At 66.2% G+C, this 15996-nt stretch carries 14 protein-coding genes; 9 read left to right on the top strand and 5 right to left on the bottom strand.

The window, feature by feature from the left end; all coding sequences use genetic code 11:
• Positions 1 to 6 precede the first annotated feature (6 nt).
• Positions 7 to 432: a rubrerythrin family protein gene (locus CKO28_RS06550; protein ID WP_200339826.1), complete on the top strand. Its 426-nt coding sequence runs from the start codon at positions 7 to 9 to the stop codon at positions 430 to 432.
• Between the two features lie 83 nt (positions 433 to 515).
• Here CKO28_RS06550 and CKO28_RS06545 read toward each other — a convergent pair whose 3' ends face one another.
• Positions 516 to 1079 carry an SH3 domain-containing protein gene (locus tag CKO28_RS06545; RefSeq protein ID WP_200339825.1) on the bottom strand — a complete coding sequence of 188 codons (564 nt, stop codon included), beginning with the start codon at positions 1077 to 1079 and terminating at the stop codon, positions 516 to 518.
• A gap of 192 nt (positions 1080 to 1271) precedes the next feature.
• Between CKO28_RS06545 and CKO28_RS06540 the strand changes: the two genes are divergently transcribed.
• Together CKO28_RS06540 and CKO28_RS06535 are read left to right on the top strand one after the other, a co-directional pair.
• Entirely contained in the window at positions 1272 to 2261 is a 990-nt protein-coding gene (locus tag CKO28_RS06540) for a 2-hydroxyacid dehydrogenase (protein WP_200339824.1), read from the top strand.
• 461 nt (positions 2262 to 2722) lie between these two features.
• Positions 2723 to 3232, top strand: coding sequence for a PAS domain-containing protein (locus CKO28_RS06535; protein ID WP_200339823.1), 510 nt, complete (start codon positions 2723 to 2725; stop codon positions 3230 to 3232).
• 106 nt (positions 3233 to 3338) lie between these two features.
• Here CKO28_RS06535 and dapB read toward each other — a convergent pair whose 3' ends face one another.
• Entirely contained in the window at positions 3339 to 4139 is an 801-nt protein-coding gene (dapB, locus tag CKO28_RS06530) for a 4-hydroxy-tetrahydrodipicolinate reductase (RefSeq protein ID WP_200339871.1), read from the bottom strand.
• Positions 4140 to 4344: 205 nt separating this feature from the next.
• On the opposite strand from dapB, the gene CKO28_RS06525 reads away from it, so the two are divergent.
• The 3 genes from CKO28_RS06525 to CKO28_RS06515 are packed head-to-tail and all read left to right on the top strand — an operon-like array spanning position 4345 to position 6479.
• A complete protein-coding gene (locus CKO28_RS06525; RefSeq protein WP_200339822.1) occupies positions 4345 to 4737 on the top strand; it encodes a thiol-disulfide oxidoreductase DCC family protein in 393 nt (130 codons plus the stop codon).
• 22 nt (positions 4738 to 4759) lie between these two features.
• Positions 4760 to 6316, top strand: coding sequence for an FAD-binding domain-containing protein (locus CKO28_RS06520; protein WP_200339821.1), 1557 nt, complete (start codon positions 4760 to 4762; stop codon positions 6314 to 6316).
• 10 nt (positions 6317 to 6326) lie between these two features.
• Complete coding sequence (locus CKO28_RS06515) at positions 6327 to 6479, top strand: DUF2256 domain-containing protein (protein WP_200339820.1); 153 nt, start codon at positions 6327 to 6329, stop codon at positions 6477 to 6479.
• Between the two features lie 239 nt (positions 6480 to 6718).
• On the opposite strand, the gene dnaJ is transcribed toward CKO28_RS06515, so the two are convergent.
• Together dnaJ and dnaK are read right to left on the bottom strand one after the other, a co-directional pair.
• On the bottom strand, positions 6719 to 7864 hold the full coding sequence (dnaJ, locus tag CKO28_RS06510; RefSeq protein ID WP_200339819.1) for a molecular chaperone DnaJ: 1146 nt from the start codon (positions 7862 to 7864) through the stop codon (positions 6719 to 6721).
• 242 nt (positions 7865 to 8106) lie between these two features.
• Entirely contained in the window at positions 8107 to 10056 is a 1950-nt protein-coding gene (gene dnaK, locus CKO28_RS06505) for a molecular chaperone DnaK (protein ID WP_200339818.1), read from the bottom strand.
• Between the two features lie 274 nt (positions 10057 to 10330).
• Between dnaK and CKO28_RS06500 the strand changes: the two genes are divergently transcribed.
• The 3 genes from CKO28_RS06500 (at position 10331) to CKO28_RS06490 (ending at position 12463) form a co-directional block, all read left to right on the top strand.
• A complete protein-coding gene (locus CKO28_RS06500) occupies positions 10331 to 10660 on the top strand; it encodes a hypothetical protein (RefSeq protein WP_200339817.1) in 330 nt (109 codons plus the stop codon).
• A gap of 172 nt (positions 10661 to 10832) precedes the next feature.
• Positions 10833 to 11744 carry a DUF1848 domain-containing protein gene (locus CKO28_RS06495; protein ID WP_200339816.1) on the top strand — a complete coding sequence of 304 codons (912 nt, stop codon included), beginning with the start codon at positions 10833 to 10835 and terminating at the stop codon, positions 11742 to 11744.
• A complete protein-coding gene (locus CKO28_RS06490) occupies positions 11741 to 12463 on the top strand; it encodes a polysaccharide deacetylase family protein (protein ID WP_200339815.1) in 723 nt (240 codons plus the stop codon). The genes CKO28_RS06495 and CKO28_RS06490 overlap by 4 nt, the downstream gene beginning before the upstream one ends.
• Positions 12464 to 13291: 828 nt before the next feature.
• On the opposite strand, the gene CKO28_RS06485 is transcribed toward CKO28_RS06490, so the two are convergent.
• Entirely contained in the window at positions 13292 to 15925 is a 2634-nt protein-coding gene (locus CKO28_RS06485) for an N-6 DNA methylase (protein ID WP_200339814.1), read from the bottom strand.
• Between the last annotated feature and the right edge of the window lie 71 nt (positions 15926 to 15996).

Raw genomic sequence — 15996 nt, 5'->3', positions numbered from 1 at the left:
AGAACAATGAGCAAGCTCAAGGGCTCGCAGACCGAGGCCAACCTGAAGGCCGCGTTCGCGCACGAGAGTCAGGTCAACCGGCGCTACCTGTACTTCGCCCAGCACGCCGACAAGGAAGGCTACAACGACGTCGCCCAGGTGTTCCGGGCGACGGCCGAATCCGAGACCAGCCACGCCCACGGCACGCTGCAGTTCCTGGAGGACGCGGGCGATCCGGAGAGCGGCGAGCCGTTCGGCGATACCGCGTCCAACCTGAAAGCGGCGATCGCGGGCGAGGCGCGCGAGTCGGACGCGATGTACCCGGAGATGGCCCGGATCGCGCGCGCGGAAGGCTTCGAGGAGATCGCCCGCTGGTTCGAGGCGCTCGCCAAGGCCGAGAAAAGCCACGTCAACCGCTTCCGCCGCACCCTGGATACGCTCGACGACGAGTAGCGGGCGGACGGTGCCTGAGTGATCCCCCTCCTCCCAGCGGAGGAGAGGGGTCAAGGGCGCGTGGCGTAGGGGCACAATTGCCTCTACTCGTCGACCGTTTCCCCCGGATACACGCCGTAGAACGCGTCGCGGCGGATCCAGCCGGTGTAGCCGCCGGCGGTCAGGCGGCACCAGCGGCTTTCGCAGCTTTCCAGCTGCGCGATCACGCCCGGCTGCAGCAGCGCGACCGTGGCGGCGTCGGGCGCCGGCTCGGCGAGCAGCGGGCGCGGGCCGTCGCCCACGACCCGGGCGGTGCGGTCGGCCTGCAGCATCACCTGGTGGACCCAGCCGGTATCGCCCTGCCAGTCGCGGATCTGCCGCCAGATGCCGTATTCCCCGATCACCTCCACCGGCATGCCGGCGCGCTTGTAGACCCACTCGATCGGGTAGCGCCGGCCCGGGCCGGTACGCAGGTTGACCTCGTCCGGGCGCAGCGACACGAAGCGTGGGATCGCCAGCCCGGTGACCCGGCCGCGCGGGCCCGCCTGCGCCTGGGCGGACGCGACCGATTGCACGCCGTCCGGGCCCGTGGGCAGGGGCGCGGCGAGGCCGCCCGCCAGCACCAGCAGGACGGTCGACAGGACGGCGGATCGGCGGGAGTGCGGCATCGGGATTTTCCGGCGCGACGGACCTCGGCGCCAGCGCTTTAGCCGGGCCGCGGCGGCCCGGTCAAGCGCGCGTCGGGCGCGCGGGTCGGGCGCGCCTGGGGGCTGCTGGACAACCCCGGACCGGGCTGCTATGGCAGCCCCGGACACGCCCCATTCGAGCGCCCGCGTTTGCCCGCCAGTCGGGAGAGGTTGATGCCGCAAAAGAAAAAGCCGGTCGTCGTCGTCACACGCCGTCTGCCCGACGTCATCGAGACGCGGATGATGGAGCTGTTCGACGCGCGGCTGAACACCGACGACCGCCCGATGAGCCAGAACAAGCTGATCGAGGCGGTGCGCCACGCCGACGTCCTGGTGCCCACGGTGACCGACCGGGTGGACTCGGCCGTGCTGGCCCAGGCGGGCGAGAACCTGCGGCTGATCGCCTCATTCGGGACCGGCGTCGACCACATCGATCTGAAGACGGCGCGCCAGCGCGGCATCACGGTCACCAACACGCCGGGCGTGCTGACCGAGGACACCGCCGACATGACGATGGCGCTGATCCTGGCGGTGTCGCGCCGGCTGGTCGAGGGCGAGCGCCTGGTGCGCTCCGGCGACTGGGGCGGCTGGAGCCCGACCCACATGCTGGGCAACCGGCTGTGGGGCAAGCGCCTGGGCATCGTCGGCATGGGCCGGATCGGCCAGGCGGTGGCGCGCCGGGCGCGCGGCTTCGGGCTGTCGGTGCACTACCACAACCGCCGTCCGGTCGCCGAGGAGATCGAGGACGAACTGGAGGCGACCTACTGGGACAGCCTGGACCAGATGCTCGCCCGGATGGACCTGGTCTCGATCAACTGCCCGCACACCCCGGCGACCTTCCACCTCTTGAACGCGCGCCGGCTGAAGCTGCTGCAGTCGCACGCCACGATCGTCAACACCTCGCGCGGCGAGGTGATCGACGAGAACGCCATGACCCGCATGCTGGAGCGCGGCGAGCTGGCCGGCGCCGGGCTCGACGTGTTCGAGAACGAGCCGGCGGTGAACCCCAAGCTGCTCAAGCTGGACAACGTGGTGCTGCTGCCGCACATGGGCTCGGCGACGATCGAGGGCCGGATCGCCATGGGCGAGAAGGTGATCATCAATTGCAAGACCTTCGTCGACGGTCATACCCCGCCGGACCGCGTCCTGGAGACGATGTTCTAGGCACGCTTCCAGGCAGGTCGCGCCCGCCGCGTCGGCGGTCGTGCGCACGTCGAAATGGGCGCCGGAACAATGGACGAAACGTTCGTTAGCACCGTTATAGTCGTCTCCTAGGGAAATATACCGGCAGGTGCGCTCCCTATCCGGCGTGGGTTTTTGGCTCTATTCGAACGTACGGCCAAGACTAGGCAATCAAGACCGCCTGAACCGTCGCCGATTTTTAAACCTGCGCCTGCGAGACCGTCATCAGACCAGGACAAGCGGGCTCGGGACCAAGATTCCGCTGTCGGCTGTTGTCGGCGCAAGTCGGGTGCCCGGCGTTTTGGTTGTATCGCGCCCCAGCTTTGCGCCAATAACGTCATCGCAAAACCGGGGAAATTAGGCGATTTTAAAGGCGCGCGCTGTAGTCGGTCTGCGCCGGTTGTCGCGGACAATTGTCATATCCGACGGGGTTGGGCCTGTTCATGCACTTGGATCATGCGGAGCTGCAGGCGCTGTTCACCCTCTGGCAACAGACCGGCGGCGCGCGGCTGCCGGCGCGCCGGGAGTTCACGCCCGCGGACCTCAAACGCTGGATGGGCAACCTGGCGATCATCCGCTTGGTGCCGCCGCACGGCCGGCTGCGGGTCGACCTGGTGGGCACCCGGATCGTCGAGATCGACGGGTACGATTCGACCGGCCGCTTCCTGGACGAGATCGCCCCGCCGCATGCCACCGACATCCTGCTGGAGCCCTACCGCAACGTGCTCGACCACGCGCAGCCGCACTACCATAGCGTCGTCCCGCCGTCCCGGCCGACCACCGCGGTGCACCGGCTGCTGCTGCCGCTCGCCGACGACGGGGTGACGATCGACCGGATCCTGTCCGGCGTCTGCGCCGAGCCCGCCGCAGCCAAGCCGGGCGCAACGGTGTTCGACCAGCTGGACCCGGCCGCACGGCGGCACCGCGCCCAGTGGGCCCGCCTGAGCTGCTAGAGCAAAATCGATGACGGTCGGGTCGACCCTGATCGTGAATTTTGCTCTAACGGCTTGAAGAGAGAGCAAGATGCCGAAAGGTGGCTGCACCTTTCAGCATCTTGCTCTAGCCGATCCCCAGCACGTCCTGCATCGAATACAAGCCCGGATCCTGCGCCCTGGCCCAGAGCGCGGCCTTGACCGCGCCCTGGCCGAAGATGCCGCGGCTGGAGGCCTTGTGGCTGAGCTCGATCCGCTCCCCGGCGCCGGCGAAGATCACGGTATGCTCGCCCGCGACATCGCCGCCGCGCAGCGCCGCGAAGCCGATGCTGCCGGGCGCCCGTTCGCCGGTATCGCCGTCGCGGCCGCGATCGGCCACCTGATCCAGCACCACCTTGCGCCCGTCCGCCGCCGCCCGGCCGAGCGCCAGCGCCGTGCCCGACGGGGCGTCCTTCTTGTGCCGGTGGTGCATCTCGGTGATCTCGATGTCGAAATTCGGGTCGAGCGCGGCCGCCACCTGCTGCACCAGGTTGAGCAGCAGGTTGACGCCCAGGCTCATGTTGGGCGCCTGCACGACCGGGATGTGCCGGGCGGCGCGCCGGATCGCCGCCTGCTGCTGGTCGCTCAGCCCGGTGGTGCCGATCACCAGCGTGATCCCGGCCTGCGCGGCGAGCTCGGCGTGCTTGACCGTGAGCTCGGGGGTGGTGAAGTCGATCACCGCGTCGGCGCGCTGCACCAGCGCCACCGGATCGTCCACGACCGGCGCGTCCAGCGGGCCGTGGCCGGTCAGCGTGCCCAGGTCCTGGCCGACCCAGGAATCGTCCGGCCGGGCGCTGCCGCCCGCGAGCTGGGCGCCTTCCGCCGCCGCCACCGCGTCGACGATGGTCCGGCCCATCCGGCCCTTGCAGCCGGCGACCCCGATGCGCAGCTGTCCGCTCATGCTCGACCTCTCCCTGGCTGCCTGTCGGTGGCGGCCGGTCCCTGGCGGCCGGTGCTTGGCGGCCGGTCCCTGGCGGCCGGTCCGCCGCTTGCGATGCGAGCGCTGTAGCACGCGTTTGACCGGCGGCCCAAGCGCCCCAGAGCAAGATGAAGGTCGACTCGACCTTCATCGATTTTGCTCTAGTTCAAGGGCCATGAAACACCCGACCGGCCAGCCGCTCACCGTGTACTACGACGGGCAGTGCCCGCTGTGCACGCGCGAAGTCAAGTTCTACCAGCGCCTCGACCGCAAGCGCGCGATCCGCTGGCACGACGTCAGCCAGGACCTGGGCGATCTCGCCTGCGACGCGGTCACGCAGAAAGAGGCGCTGGACCGGATTCACGCCCGCGAGGCCGACGGCACGATCGTGACCGGGGCGGAGGCGTTCGTGGCGATCTGGCGCCGCCTGCCCGGGTTCAACGCGGTGGCGCCGGTCGCCGGCACGCGGCCCGCGCTGGGCATGCTGGAGCGCGGCTACGCCTGGTTCGCCCCGCGCCGGCACAAGATCAGCCGCTGGCTCGCCGCGCGCGCGCAGCACACCGCCTGACCAGGCCGCGGCTGGGCGCGCGATGGCGACAAGATCGGCCTATCCCCTGCAGATCGTCTGGTTCAAGCGCGACCTGCGCGCCGACGACCACGCGCCGCTCGCCGAGGCCGCGGCGCACGGGCCGGTGCTACCGCTTTACATCGTCGACCCCGGGCTTTGGACGGCGGCCGATGCCAGCCGGCGGCAGTGGGCCTTCGCGGCCGAAAGCCTTGGGGAGCTGCGCAACACCCTGGCGGCGCGCGGCCAGCCGCTGGTGGTGCGCGTCGGCGACGCTGTCGAGGTGCTGGAACAGCTGCGCCGCACGTACACCCTGGCCGGCCTGTGGTCGCACCAGGAGACCGGCAACTGGGCGAGCTATCAGCGCGACGTACGCGTACGCCGATGGGCGCGTACGCACGGCCTACCCTGGACCGAGCGGCGGCAGCACGGCGTGATCCGCGGGCTCAAGACCCGGAACGGCTGGGCGCGCGAATGGGGCCGCTTCATGGCGCAGCCGGCCAGCCGGCCGCCCAACGCGCTGGCGCCGATCGACGGGCTCGAGGAGGGCCCGATTCCGACCGCCGACGACCTCGGCCTGGCCGCCGATCCGTGCCCGAACCGGCAGCCCGGGGGACGCGCCGCGGCGACCGGCCTGCTGGAGAGTTTCCTGACCGAGCGCGGGCGGGACTACCGGCGCGAGATGTCCAGCCCGGTGACCGCGTTCGACGCCTGCTCCCGCCTGTCGCCGCACTTCGCCTTCGGCACGCTGTCGATGCGCGAGGCCGCGCAGGCCGCCTGGGCCGCGCACCGGGAAGCCGAGCCGCCCTGGCGCGGCTCGCTGAATTCGTTCGAGGGGCGGCTGCACTGGCACTGCCACTTCATGCAGAAGCTGGAGGACGCGCCCGAGATCGAGTGGCGCAACCTGCACCCGGCGGCCGACGTGCTCGACCGCAGCGACGATCCGTCCGACCCGCGGCTGCGCGCCTGGGCCAAGGGCGAGACCGGCTTCCCGTTCGTCGACGCCTGCCTGCGCGCCCTGATCGCGACCGGCTGGCTGAACTTCCGGATGCGCGCGATGCTGCAGGCGGTCGCCTGCTATCACCTGTGGCTGCACTGGCAGCAGAGCGGGCTGGTGCTCGCGCGCTATTTCACCGATTACGAGGCCGGCATCCACTGGTCGCAGAGCCAGATGCAGGCGGGCACGACCGGCATCAACACCACCCGGATCTACAATCCGGTCAAGCAGGGCTACGACCAGGATCCGGAGGGGGCATTCGTGCGCGCCTGGGTACCCGAACTGGCCCAGGTGCCGGACGCGTACATCCACGAACCCTGGACCTGGCCGAACGCGCACACCCTGCTCGGCGACGCGTACCCCGAGCGGATCGTCGACCACCAGACCGCCGCCCGTGCGGCCCGGCAGAAGATGGGCCGGATGCGCGCGACCCCGGAGGCCAGGCGGCAGGCCGACCGGATCCAGGAGAAGCACGGCAGCCGCAAGTCGGGCGTGCGCAACGCCGGTCATGGACGTTCAGGTGGCGGCCACGCCCGGACCAAGACCGACCGGCGGCAAACCGGCTTCGACTTCGACGACGGGTGACGGCCGGGCCATGAGGGCGCGCAAGAAAGCCGACCTGCCGACCAAGACCTGCGCCGCCTGCGGCAAGCCGTTCGCCTGGCGCAAGAAGTGGGCGAACGACTGGGAGCAGGTGCGCTACTGCTCCAAGCGCTGCCGCGGGGCGGCGAAAAAGGGCGGCGGGTAATTCATTCCCTCTCCTCCAGTGGGAGGAGAGGGCTGGGGCGAGGAGGTTCGCATGGCCGATGTCGCGGCATCCTCCTCCGCTCGCCCCTCCCCCAATGGAGGAGGGGGATTGGTTAGCGTGGGTGAAGCGCCACACGCGCGTCTGCCTCAACACGCACACCCCGCCCTATCAACACGAAAAAGCCGGCGATGGCGCTCTGCCATAGCCGGCTTTTCTGGATCGAAAGCGCATTATCCGCGCTACTTCTGGTCCGTCAGGTCTTCCCAGAACTCCTTGATCTTGGACAGGAAGCCCTCGCTTTCCGGCGAGGTCTTCCTGCCCTCGCTCTCGTCCTCGAACTCGCGCAGCAGGTCCTTTTGGCGCTTGGTCAGGTTCTTCGGCACCTCGACCTCGACCTGGACGTACATGTCGCCGCGCGCGTTCGAGCGCACCACGGTCATGCCCTTGCCCTTCAGGCGGAACTGGGTGCCCGACTGGGTGCCTTCGGGGATGCTGATCTTGGCGCGCGTGCCGTCGATCACCGGCACCTCGATGGTGCCGCCGAGCGCGGCGGTGGTCATCGGGATCGGCACGCGGCACGCCATGTTGGCGCCCTCGCGTTCGAAGATCCGGTGCGGCTTGACCGTCAGGAAGATGTAGAGGTCGCCCGCGGGCGCGCCGCGCATGCCGGCCTCGCCTTCGCCGGCCAGGCGGATCCGGGTGCCGTCCTCGACGCCTTCCGGGATGTTGACCTGCAGCGAGCGCTCCCGGTGCACCCGGCCGGCGCCGTCGCAGGCCTTGCACGGCTTGTCGATCTGCTGCCCGGCGCCGGCGCAGGACGGGCAGGTGCGCTCGATGGTGAAGAAGCCCTGCTGCTGGCGCACCCGGCCGTCGCCGTTACAGGTGGTGCAGTTGATCGGCTTGCTGCCCGGCTCCGCGCCGGTGCCCTCGCAGCTGTCGCAGCTGACGCTCGTCGGCACCTTGATCTGCGCCTGCTTGCCCTGGAACGCCTCCTCCAGGGTGATCTCCATGTCGTAGCGCAGGTCCGCGCCGCGGCCGGACGCGCGGCGCCGGCCGCCGCCCATCATGTCGCCGAACATCTCGTCGAAGATGTCGGCGAAGCCGCCGGCGCCGAAGCCGCCGAAACCGCCCATGCCGCCGGGGCCGCCGCCCCCGCCCTGCTCGAAGGCGCCGTGGCCGAACCGGTCGTAGGCGGCGCGCTTCTGGTCGTCGGACAGGATCTCGTAGGCCTCGCCGATCTCCTTGAACTTGGCCTCGGCCTCCTGGTCACCCGGGTTGCGGTCCGGGTGATACTTCATGGCCAGCTTGCGGTAGGCCTTCTTGATCTCGTCCTTGCCGGCGCTTTGGGAGATCCCAAGCAGCTCGTAGTAGTCTTGTTTCGCCATGGCGCGTCGACGGTCCCGGTTTCTGGTGTCGCGTCTGTCGCCGCCGGCTTGCGTCCGGCAACCGCTGGGGCGACGCCGCCGACGGTCGGCCCGACCTTCAGCCTGACGTGCGCCCTTTCTGTTTCGTCCGCGGGCACGCTTCGCGCGTAAGGTGCGTGGCCCCCCGCGGTCTTACGGGCGGACAAGCGAAGCGGGCGGGAGCCGCATGACCCCCGCCCGTTTCCTGGCCGCCGGCCAGTCGGTTATTTCGACTGACCGCCCCGCTTCTGGTCGTTGTCGTCGACCTCTTCGAAGTCGGCGTCGACCACGTCCTCGCTGGACTTCTGGCCGTCGCCGCCCGCGGTGTCGGCGCCGTCGCTCGCGGCGCCCTCGGCGCCCTGGGCCTCCTGGGCGTTGCGGTACATCGCCTCGCCCAGCTTGCTGGACGCCTGCGACAGCGTCTCGGTCTTCTGCTTGATGTCGTCGAGGTCCTCGTTCTCCACCGCCGTGCGCAGGTCGCTGACGGCGTCCTCGACGGCCTTCTTGTCGTCGGCCTCGACCTGATCGCCGACCTCGCCGAGCGTCTTCTCGGTGGTGTGGATCAGGCTCTCGGCCTGGTTCTTGGCGTCGACCAGCTCGCGCTTGCGGCGGTCCTCCTCGGCGTGCTCCTCGGCGTCCTTGACCATCTGCTCGATGTCGTCCTCGGACAGGCCGCCGGAGGCCTGGATGCGGATCGACTGCTCCTTGCCGGTCGCCTTGTCCTTGGCCGAGACGTTGACGATGCCGTTGGCGTCGATGTCGAAGGTCACCTCGATCTGCGGCACGCCGCGCGGCGCCTGCGGAATGCCGACCAGGTCGAAGTTGCCCAGCAGCTTGTTGTCCGCGGCCATCTCGCGCTCGCCCTGGAACACGCGGATGGTCACCGCGGTCTGGTTGTCCTCGGCCGTCGAGAAGGTCTGCGACTTCCGGGTCGGAATGGTCGTGTTGCGCTCGATCAGCTTGGTCATCACGCCGCCCAGCGTCTCGATGCCGAGCGACAGCGGCGTCACGTCGAGCAGCAGCACGTCCTTGACGTCGCCCTGCAGCACGCCGGCCTGGATCGCCGCACCGATCGCCACGACCTCGTCCGGGTTGACGCCCTTGTGCGGCTCCTTGCCGAAGAAGTTCTTCACCGTCTCGACGATCTTCGGCATCCGGGTCATGCCGCCGACCAGGATCACCTCGTCGACCTCGCTGGCCTTCATGCCGGCGTCCTTCAGGGCCGACTTGCACGGCTCGACGGTGCGCTGCACCAGGTCCTCGACCAGCGCCTCGAGCTTCGCCCGGGTCAGCTTGATGTTGAGGTGCTTCGGGCCGTTCTGGTCGGCGGTGATGAACGGCAGGTTGACTTCCGTCTGCTGCGAGCCGGACAGCTCGATCTTGGCCTTCTCCGCGGCCTCCTTGAGGCGCTGCAGGGCCAGCTTGTCCTGGCGCAGGTCGATCCCCTGCTCCTTCTTGAACTCGTCGGCCAGGTACTCGATGATCTTCTGGTCGAAGTCCTCGCCGCCGAGGAAGGTGTCGCCGTTGGTCGCCTTCACCTCGAACACGCCGTCGCCGATCTCCAGGATGGAGATGTCGAAGGTGCCGCCGCCCAGGTCGTAGACCGCGACGGTGCCGGACTTCTGCTTGTCCAGGCCGTAGGCGAGCGAGGCGGCGGTCGGCTCGTTGATGATCCGCTCGACCTCCAGGCCCGCGATCCGGCCGGCGTCCTTGGTCGCCTGGCGCTGGCTGTCGTTGAAGTACGCCGGGACGGTGATCACGGCCTTGTCGACCGTCTCGCCCAGGTATTCCTCGGCCGTCTCCTTCATCTTCTGCAGGATGAAGGCGGAGATCTGCGAGGGGCTGTACTGCTTGCCCTGCGCCTCGACCCAGGCGTCGCCGTTGTCCGCCTTGACGATCTTGTAGGGGACCTGGTCGATGTCCTTCTTGGTCGTCGGGTCGTCGTAGCGCCGCCCGATCAGGCGCTTGATGGCGTGCAGCGTGTTGGTCGGGTTGGTGACCGCCTGGCGCTTCGCCGCCTGGCCGACCAGACGCTCGCCATCCTCGGTGAAGGCCACCATCGAGGGCGTGGTCCGCGTGCCCTCGGAGTTCGGGATGACCTTCCCTTCCTTGCCTTCCATGACCGCGACACAAGAGTTCGTCGTGCCGAGGTCGATGCCGATGGTCCTGCTCATGAGTTCCTCTCTCCTTTCAGCAGACCGCCTGCGGCCTTCTTCGCCGAAGCGCCGCCAAGCGTCCCTGGTTTCCTGCGGATCCTGAAAAGCGCCGCTGTCTCGCGTTCGACCGCTTATGTAAGTACCCTGTCACCACCATCAAGCCGTCCCGGCCCGCAGGACGGCGGTTTTATTCGGACACCATATGAGCGATATGCATGGCGGACCCGCCCGGCCAGCCCTTCCGGCCGGACCGCAGCACCCCCATGCGAGCCATTCGAGGATCGATCACGCCATGCCCGGCCCCGAGCGCAACGACGACACCCCCGACAGCCCGCGGACGACCGCCTTCCCGCCCGGCGACCCGCGCAACGACAAGATCTACCTGGGCATCCTGGTCGCCCTGATGGTGACGGTGTTCACCGCCGCCGGCATGGCGATCGTGGGCGACTATCTGTACAACTCCGAGGTGATGAAGCAGGGCGGCTTCTACATCGCGCTGGTCGCCGGCGCCTGCTACTTCGCCTTCCGCACCTGGGGCCGCGCCCGCGCCGCCAAGGCGCAGAAGGAACACACCAAGCAGCAGCTGGCGCGCGACCCGGAGGACGACGCGGGGCAGGGGTAAGGCGTTCCCTGTCCGCCACGCCGTCAGTTCCCTCTCCTCCACGTGGGAGGAGAGGGCTAGGGAGAGGAGGTAGCCTCGCCCGCAGATGCCGCGGCATCCTCCTCGCCTAGCCCCTCCCACTGGAGAAGGGGGATTGAGAGGGCACCCCGGCCACCGCTTCAGGAAACGGCCCTTGATCGTCTCCGCCAGCTACAAGACCGACATCCCGGCGTTCTATCCCGCCTGGTTCCGGAACCGGCTGCGGGCGGGCCATGCCAAGATGGTCAATCCCTACGGCGGCCAAGTCTACACGGTCGACCTGACGCCGGGCGCGTGCGACGGCTTCGTCTTCTGGACCAAGAACGTCGGGCCGTTCCAGGACGTGCTGGCGGAGGTCGCGGATCGCGGCTTTCCGTTCGTCGTGCAATATACCATCACCGCCTATCCGCGCGCGCTGGAGACGTCCGTGATCGACTGGCGCCGGGCGGTCGAGCAGATGCACGCGATCGCCGAGCGTTACGGACCCGAAACGGTCGTGTGGCGCTACGATCCGGTGTTCCTGACCTCCCTCACCCCGCCCGACTGGCACCGCGTGAATTTCGCCCGGCTGGCCGCCGCGCTCGAAGGATCGAGCGACGAGGTCGACCTGTCGTTCGCCACCGTCTACGCCAAGACCAAGCGCAACACCGACCGAGCGGCGGAGCGTCACGGGTTCGAGTGGTGGGACCCGCCGGCCGAGGAGAAGACGGCGCTGCTGGAGGAGCTCGCGGCGCGCGCGCAGCCGTACGGCTTCACGCCCAAGCTGTGCGCGCAGCCGGAGCTGCTGCCGGACCCGCTGTTCACCCGGCTGCAAGCCGCGCGCTGCATCGACGCCGAGCGGCTGGGCCGGGTCGCCGGGCGCACCGTCAACGCGCCGACCAAGGGCAACCGGCCCGGCTGCTACTGCGCCAAGGCGAAGGACATCGGGGCCTACGACACCTGCCCGCACGGCTGCTGCTACTGCTACGCCGTGCAGCGCCCGGAGCTCGCCAAGCGCCGCTACCAGGTCCACGACCCGGAGGCCGAGTTCCTGATCGCCCCCGGCACCAAGGTGGCGGCGCGATGACGGGCGACCCCTGGGCGCGCCTGGCCGAGCGGCGCGGGCTCGTGATCCTGTGCTACCACGCGCTGTCTAACGGCCTGGACGACTATCCCTTCCGCACCCGCGCCGACGCGTTCGCCCGGCAGCTCGACGCGCTCGCGAACACGTTCGAACTGGTCGGCATCGACCGGGCGGTCGCGTTCTGGGACGCCGGCGCGTTCGCGGACCGCGCCCGGCCGGTGGCGGCGGTGACGTTCGACGACGCCTACGCCGAAGTGGTCGAGCTCGTCACGCCGGTGCTGCGGCGCCACGGCATCGCCGCCGGCCTGTTCGCCGCGCGCGACCAGATCCGCCGGGCCGGCGCCACGCACCTGTCGGAGGCCGGCCTGCGCGAGCTCGCCCAGGACCCGCACTGGCGGGTGGGCGCGCATGGCCTGAGCCACGATTCGCTGTATTCCCTGCAGCAGCCGGACCTGGAGGCGGAGATCGCGGACTCGCGGGCCTGGCTGGCCGACCTGCTGGGCGCGCCGCCGTTCGCGTTCGCCTACCCGCAGGGCAAGATCAGCGCCCGGGTGGTCGAGACCGCGCGCCGGCACACCGACCTCGCGTTCGCGACCGACCAGCGCATCGGTGACGTGCCCGATCGCCGGCAACTCCGCCGCCTGTGCCCGAAGCAAAAGCACGACGACCCGGAGGCGTTCGCGCGGCTGCTCGCGGCGGGGCCATGGGAGGTCGACGGCTAGCTGCGCGGTGGGTTCCCTCTCTTCCCGTGGGAGGAAAGGGCTAGGGTGAGGTGGTTTGCACGCCCCTGAAGCTCAAGCGGCGTCGCGAAGGCAGTTAGGCGGCGTTCCGGGACGCGAAGGTCGTGCAGAGCCACCTCACCCTGTCCCTCTCCCCCGAGCGGCGGAGAGGGGACCCGCCGATGCGCTGTGCAACCGCCCCACGCGGACGCGGCTAAATCCCGCTGCCCGAGCCCTGCTGCGCCCACCAGGCGTTTGGGAAGCCACGGTCGAGGCACCCGGATAATGGTAATGAAAACAAGGGGTTGCAGGATGGGCGCACAAGCGGCCCCCACACGCTTCCCCCACACGGAGCGGTGACGCTCGGCTAGGCTGCCCGTCTCCCCGGAAGCCCCACAGGTCTACCAAAAAGACCACCAGCGGGGGCACCTCCACACCCCCGCCGGTAGCCTCAACGTGCAGTCAACTGCCCTAGCCGTTCGCTTGCACTCGGCAAGCCTCGCTCCGGCTCACCTACTCTCTCGCCAGTCCACCTGAGACAGCATCCAGGCCGTTCCCGATCACCAACGTATTCTGGAAGGCCGACAGCCGGGCGATCCTTCGCCAGTCCCGAGCGTCCATCTCCTCTCCGGACAACACGGGCTTCGCAGCCGAGACGGCTCGTGGGTGCAGCCGACTGCACCTTGTTCTACCCTACCCGCCGCCCGCCCTTCCGTGACACGTAAGGCCCAGATGTGGGCGATCTGTACACAACATGCCAACCTTACTCTTCGATGGCGAAGGTCAATTACTCTTCCCCTTCGACCCCTAGAAGCCGTTATATTGGCTCCGCTACGATTGACCGTCCGGGATATCCTCTGATGCCTGAGCTTCAACCGGTGCTGCCTTCCCCACGTCCCCTTCGGCGACTATCCCATCGATGGATGTAATCGCTTCGTTCGTGAGTTGGAAAATCTCTGCGCGCTGCCGTTCTGCCTTGTAGACAGCCTCTCCAATTTCTTTCTGTGTTTTCTCGTCCGGTATGGGAACCGGGATCGCTTTTACGTGATCAGGCGTAATGTGCTGCACAACAGAAGCGTATATACCCTGGCCGAGAAGAATTTTCCCAGTCTCACTCGCCAAGAATGCAAACAGGTAACCTGGATGCACCTCATCCTCATCCGGGATAATCCGAATGACGTGTTCGCTTACTGCAACACCGTCCTTAACAGGGAACCCTGCCAATACATCGCCTACGAAAACCACTCGGCCGACGGAACCCGAGCGTGTTACCAAGATCCAACCCTTATCGACAACGTGCTTCCAAGCAGCCTTATACGCCCGAGGCTGCCACTTCACGTCAAAGGGGCGAACCTGTAACACGTTTGTACCAGATAAAAACGGGAGGGCACCGCTACCCGGTTCACAATAATTTCTCTTGTGGCGTCCCGGATAAAACACATCCCCCGGATGCTCAATTAACTCCCCAATAGTCTTTACAGCTACGCCCTCTTGAGCCGCCAAATCCCAAACCTGCTTCACGACCTCGTTTTTGCTCGGGTCGTAAAACCACGCATCAATCCGACTGCCTGGTTGGTTACGTATGCGTGAAAAATTTACACGAAACGCGCCATCAAAACAGGCGTTAGGATCAGCCCCATTTGTGTACTCCCGATACGCATCCAATATATCTGGTAAATCATCTAAGACGATTTCATTATTGTTCGCGTCGAATTTCGGGTTACCCTCGTCGTTGCGAGCCAACATCGGGTTACCCCGGCGGTCGTGTCCGACGTATTGCGCGACTGCCATGAAAATATCGTAGTCGCCGACCTCTTTGTCTTCCTCTTTCCGCTCAGCAAAAACAAGGCTTGTAATGGTCCCGGTATATGGCTGGAATGTTTCCGGTGGCAAGTCCACTACTGCCAATATTTTAAAGTGCCGCAGCATCCACCTTCTAATTTGTACCATGTTCTGATCATGGCCACTCAATATCTGGCGAGGAAGCACAATTGCCATCCTGCCACCACGTTTCCCCTTAGTCGGAGGCTTTAGGAAGTCGCGACACCGTTCAATATACAGGATCGCAGGATCCTGGCCATTCTTCAGGCTATCCCCTTTTGGTTGACCTGCCTTTAAATCGTGACCGAGGTCAAATTGCTTTAAGACCTTATTCTGCTCGACTTTAATGCGCGTTCCGAACGGCGGATTTGTGATCACAACATCGAATGTGCCGAGTGCAAGCTCGGTCTTGGTCTCTTGCGCCCAATTTTGCACCGGAGCGAGGCTGTTATCGAGGAATATTCCGGACTTACCGTCTCCCACGATTGCCATATACGACTTACAGACCTTGACAAGCAGCGGTTCGATATCCAAACCGTACAGGAAGTTGTTCGCATATTCTCGAATACGCTCCCGCTTGAAAGCTTCACTTTTCCCTTTAAAGAGAGCGTTTGCCTCAGATATTACGTGTCTGAACGCATAGGTCAGAAACCCTCCTGACCCGCAAGCCGGATCAAGGACCGTCTCTCTCTCACTCAGGCTTGGTGCCAAGATTTCTACGGCCAGTCTGACAACGGGCCGGGGGGTAAAGAACTGACCGCTTTCGCCTTTGAGTTGGGGACCAATGAAGATTTCGTAAGCATCCCCCATGGCATCAGCGTCTGTTTCTTCGTGAGTTAAACCGATGCTTTGAAGTTCCGACACGACGTAAGCAATCCAATAGTCATCGTATTGAATTGCATCAGCCTCAAACATGTCGGCGTAGGAAGGGTCGTGTTTGAGTTTGTCAAAAAGAATACGTACGCGGTCTCCGACACGTTTCCGCCCTTCCCCGCTTTGTAGTTCGTGAACAGTCGCTCGGAACTCACACTTATCGCCCGGCGTATAGAGTTCGTCATATAGCTTGCAGAAAAGGAGCTTTATGACTTCTTGCGCGATAAGGTCTTCCCGTTTGAGGGGGCCGTCTCCGTAAAGACGGTTGTGCATTTTTTGGAAGATACCTTTAAGGCTCCGCGCCGGCTTTAATTGGTCCTTTCGATACTTACCAATTTCCTCGAGCGTCTCACCGTGCCGAGGGAGCGCGGGAATTTCTTGAAATGTGGTGGGTGCGTGCGCAAGGTCGCGCCAGCGGTATTCAGCGCCGCGACTACGCTTGGGGTCGAGGCCGTCGAACCATACGGCGAACTCGGCAGTAGTAGCCGTAATGTAAGAAAACACCTGGTCATCAAACTCATGCCCAGGCGGCTCTGTTTCAATTACCATGTAGGCGTTATTTTGTTTATATTCTGCTGAGTGGAATATAATAATATCTGCCTTTTCGTTGCCTTTTTTGTAACCCCGCTGAATTGGAAATTCGATCTCGATTAGCTCTTTGGGATACCCAAGCTCATCAATCAGGATATGTTCGAGTTGCTGCCTAACGTGTTCTTCCGGGCCTAGCGTAACGGGTTTACCGGTCGCGTAGTCCTTTATCTTTTCAGGCATCTGTCGCTCCAGGTGGAGTGGGTTTAAAATACCGTCGGCGAGTGGCCCCGATGAGCATTCGGGTGATAGAA

The sequence above is a fragment of the Rhodovibrio sodomensis genome (assembly GCF_016583645.1).
In the GTDB taxonomy this organism is placed as follows: domain Bacteria; phylum Pseudomonadota; class Alphaproteobacteria; order Kiloniellales; family Rhodovibrionaceae; genus Rhodovibrio; species Rhodovibrio sodomensis.
Note: the sequence above shows the minus strand (reverse complement) of the source record. Positions and strands in the feature narration are given on the sequence as shown.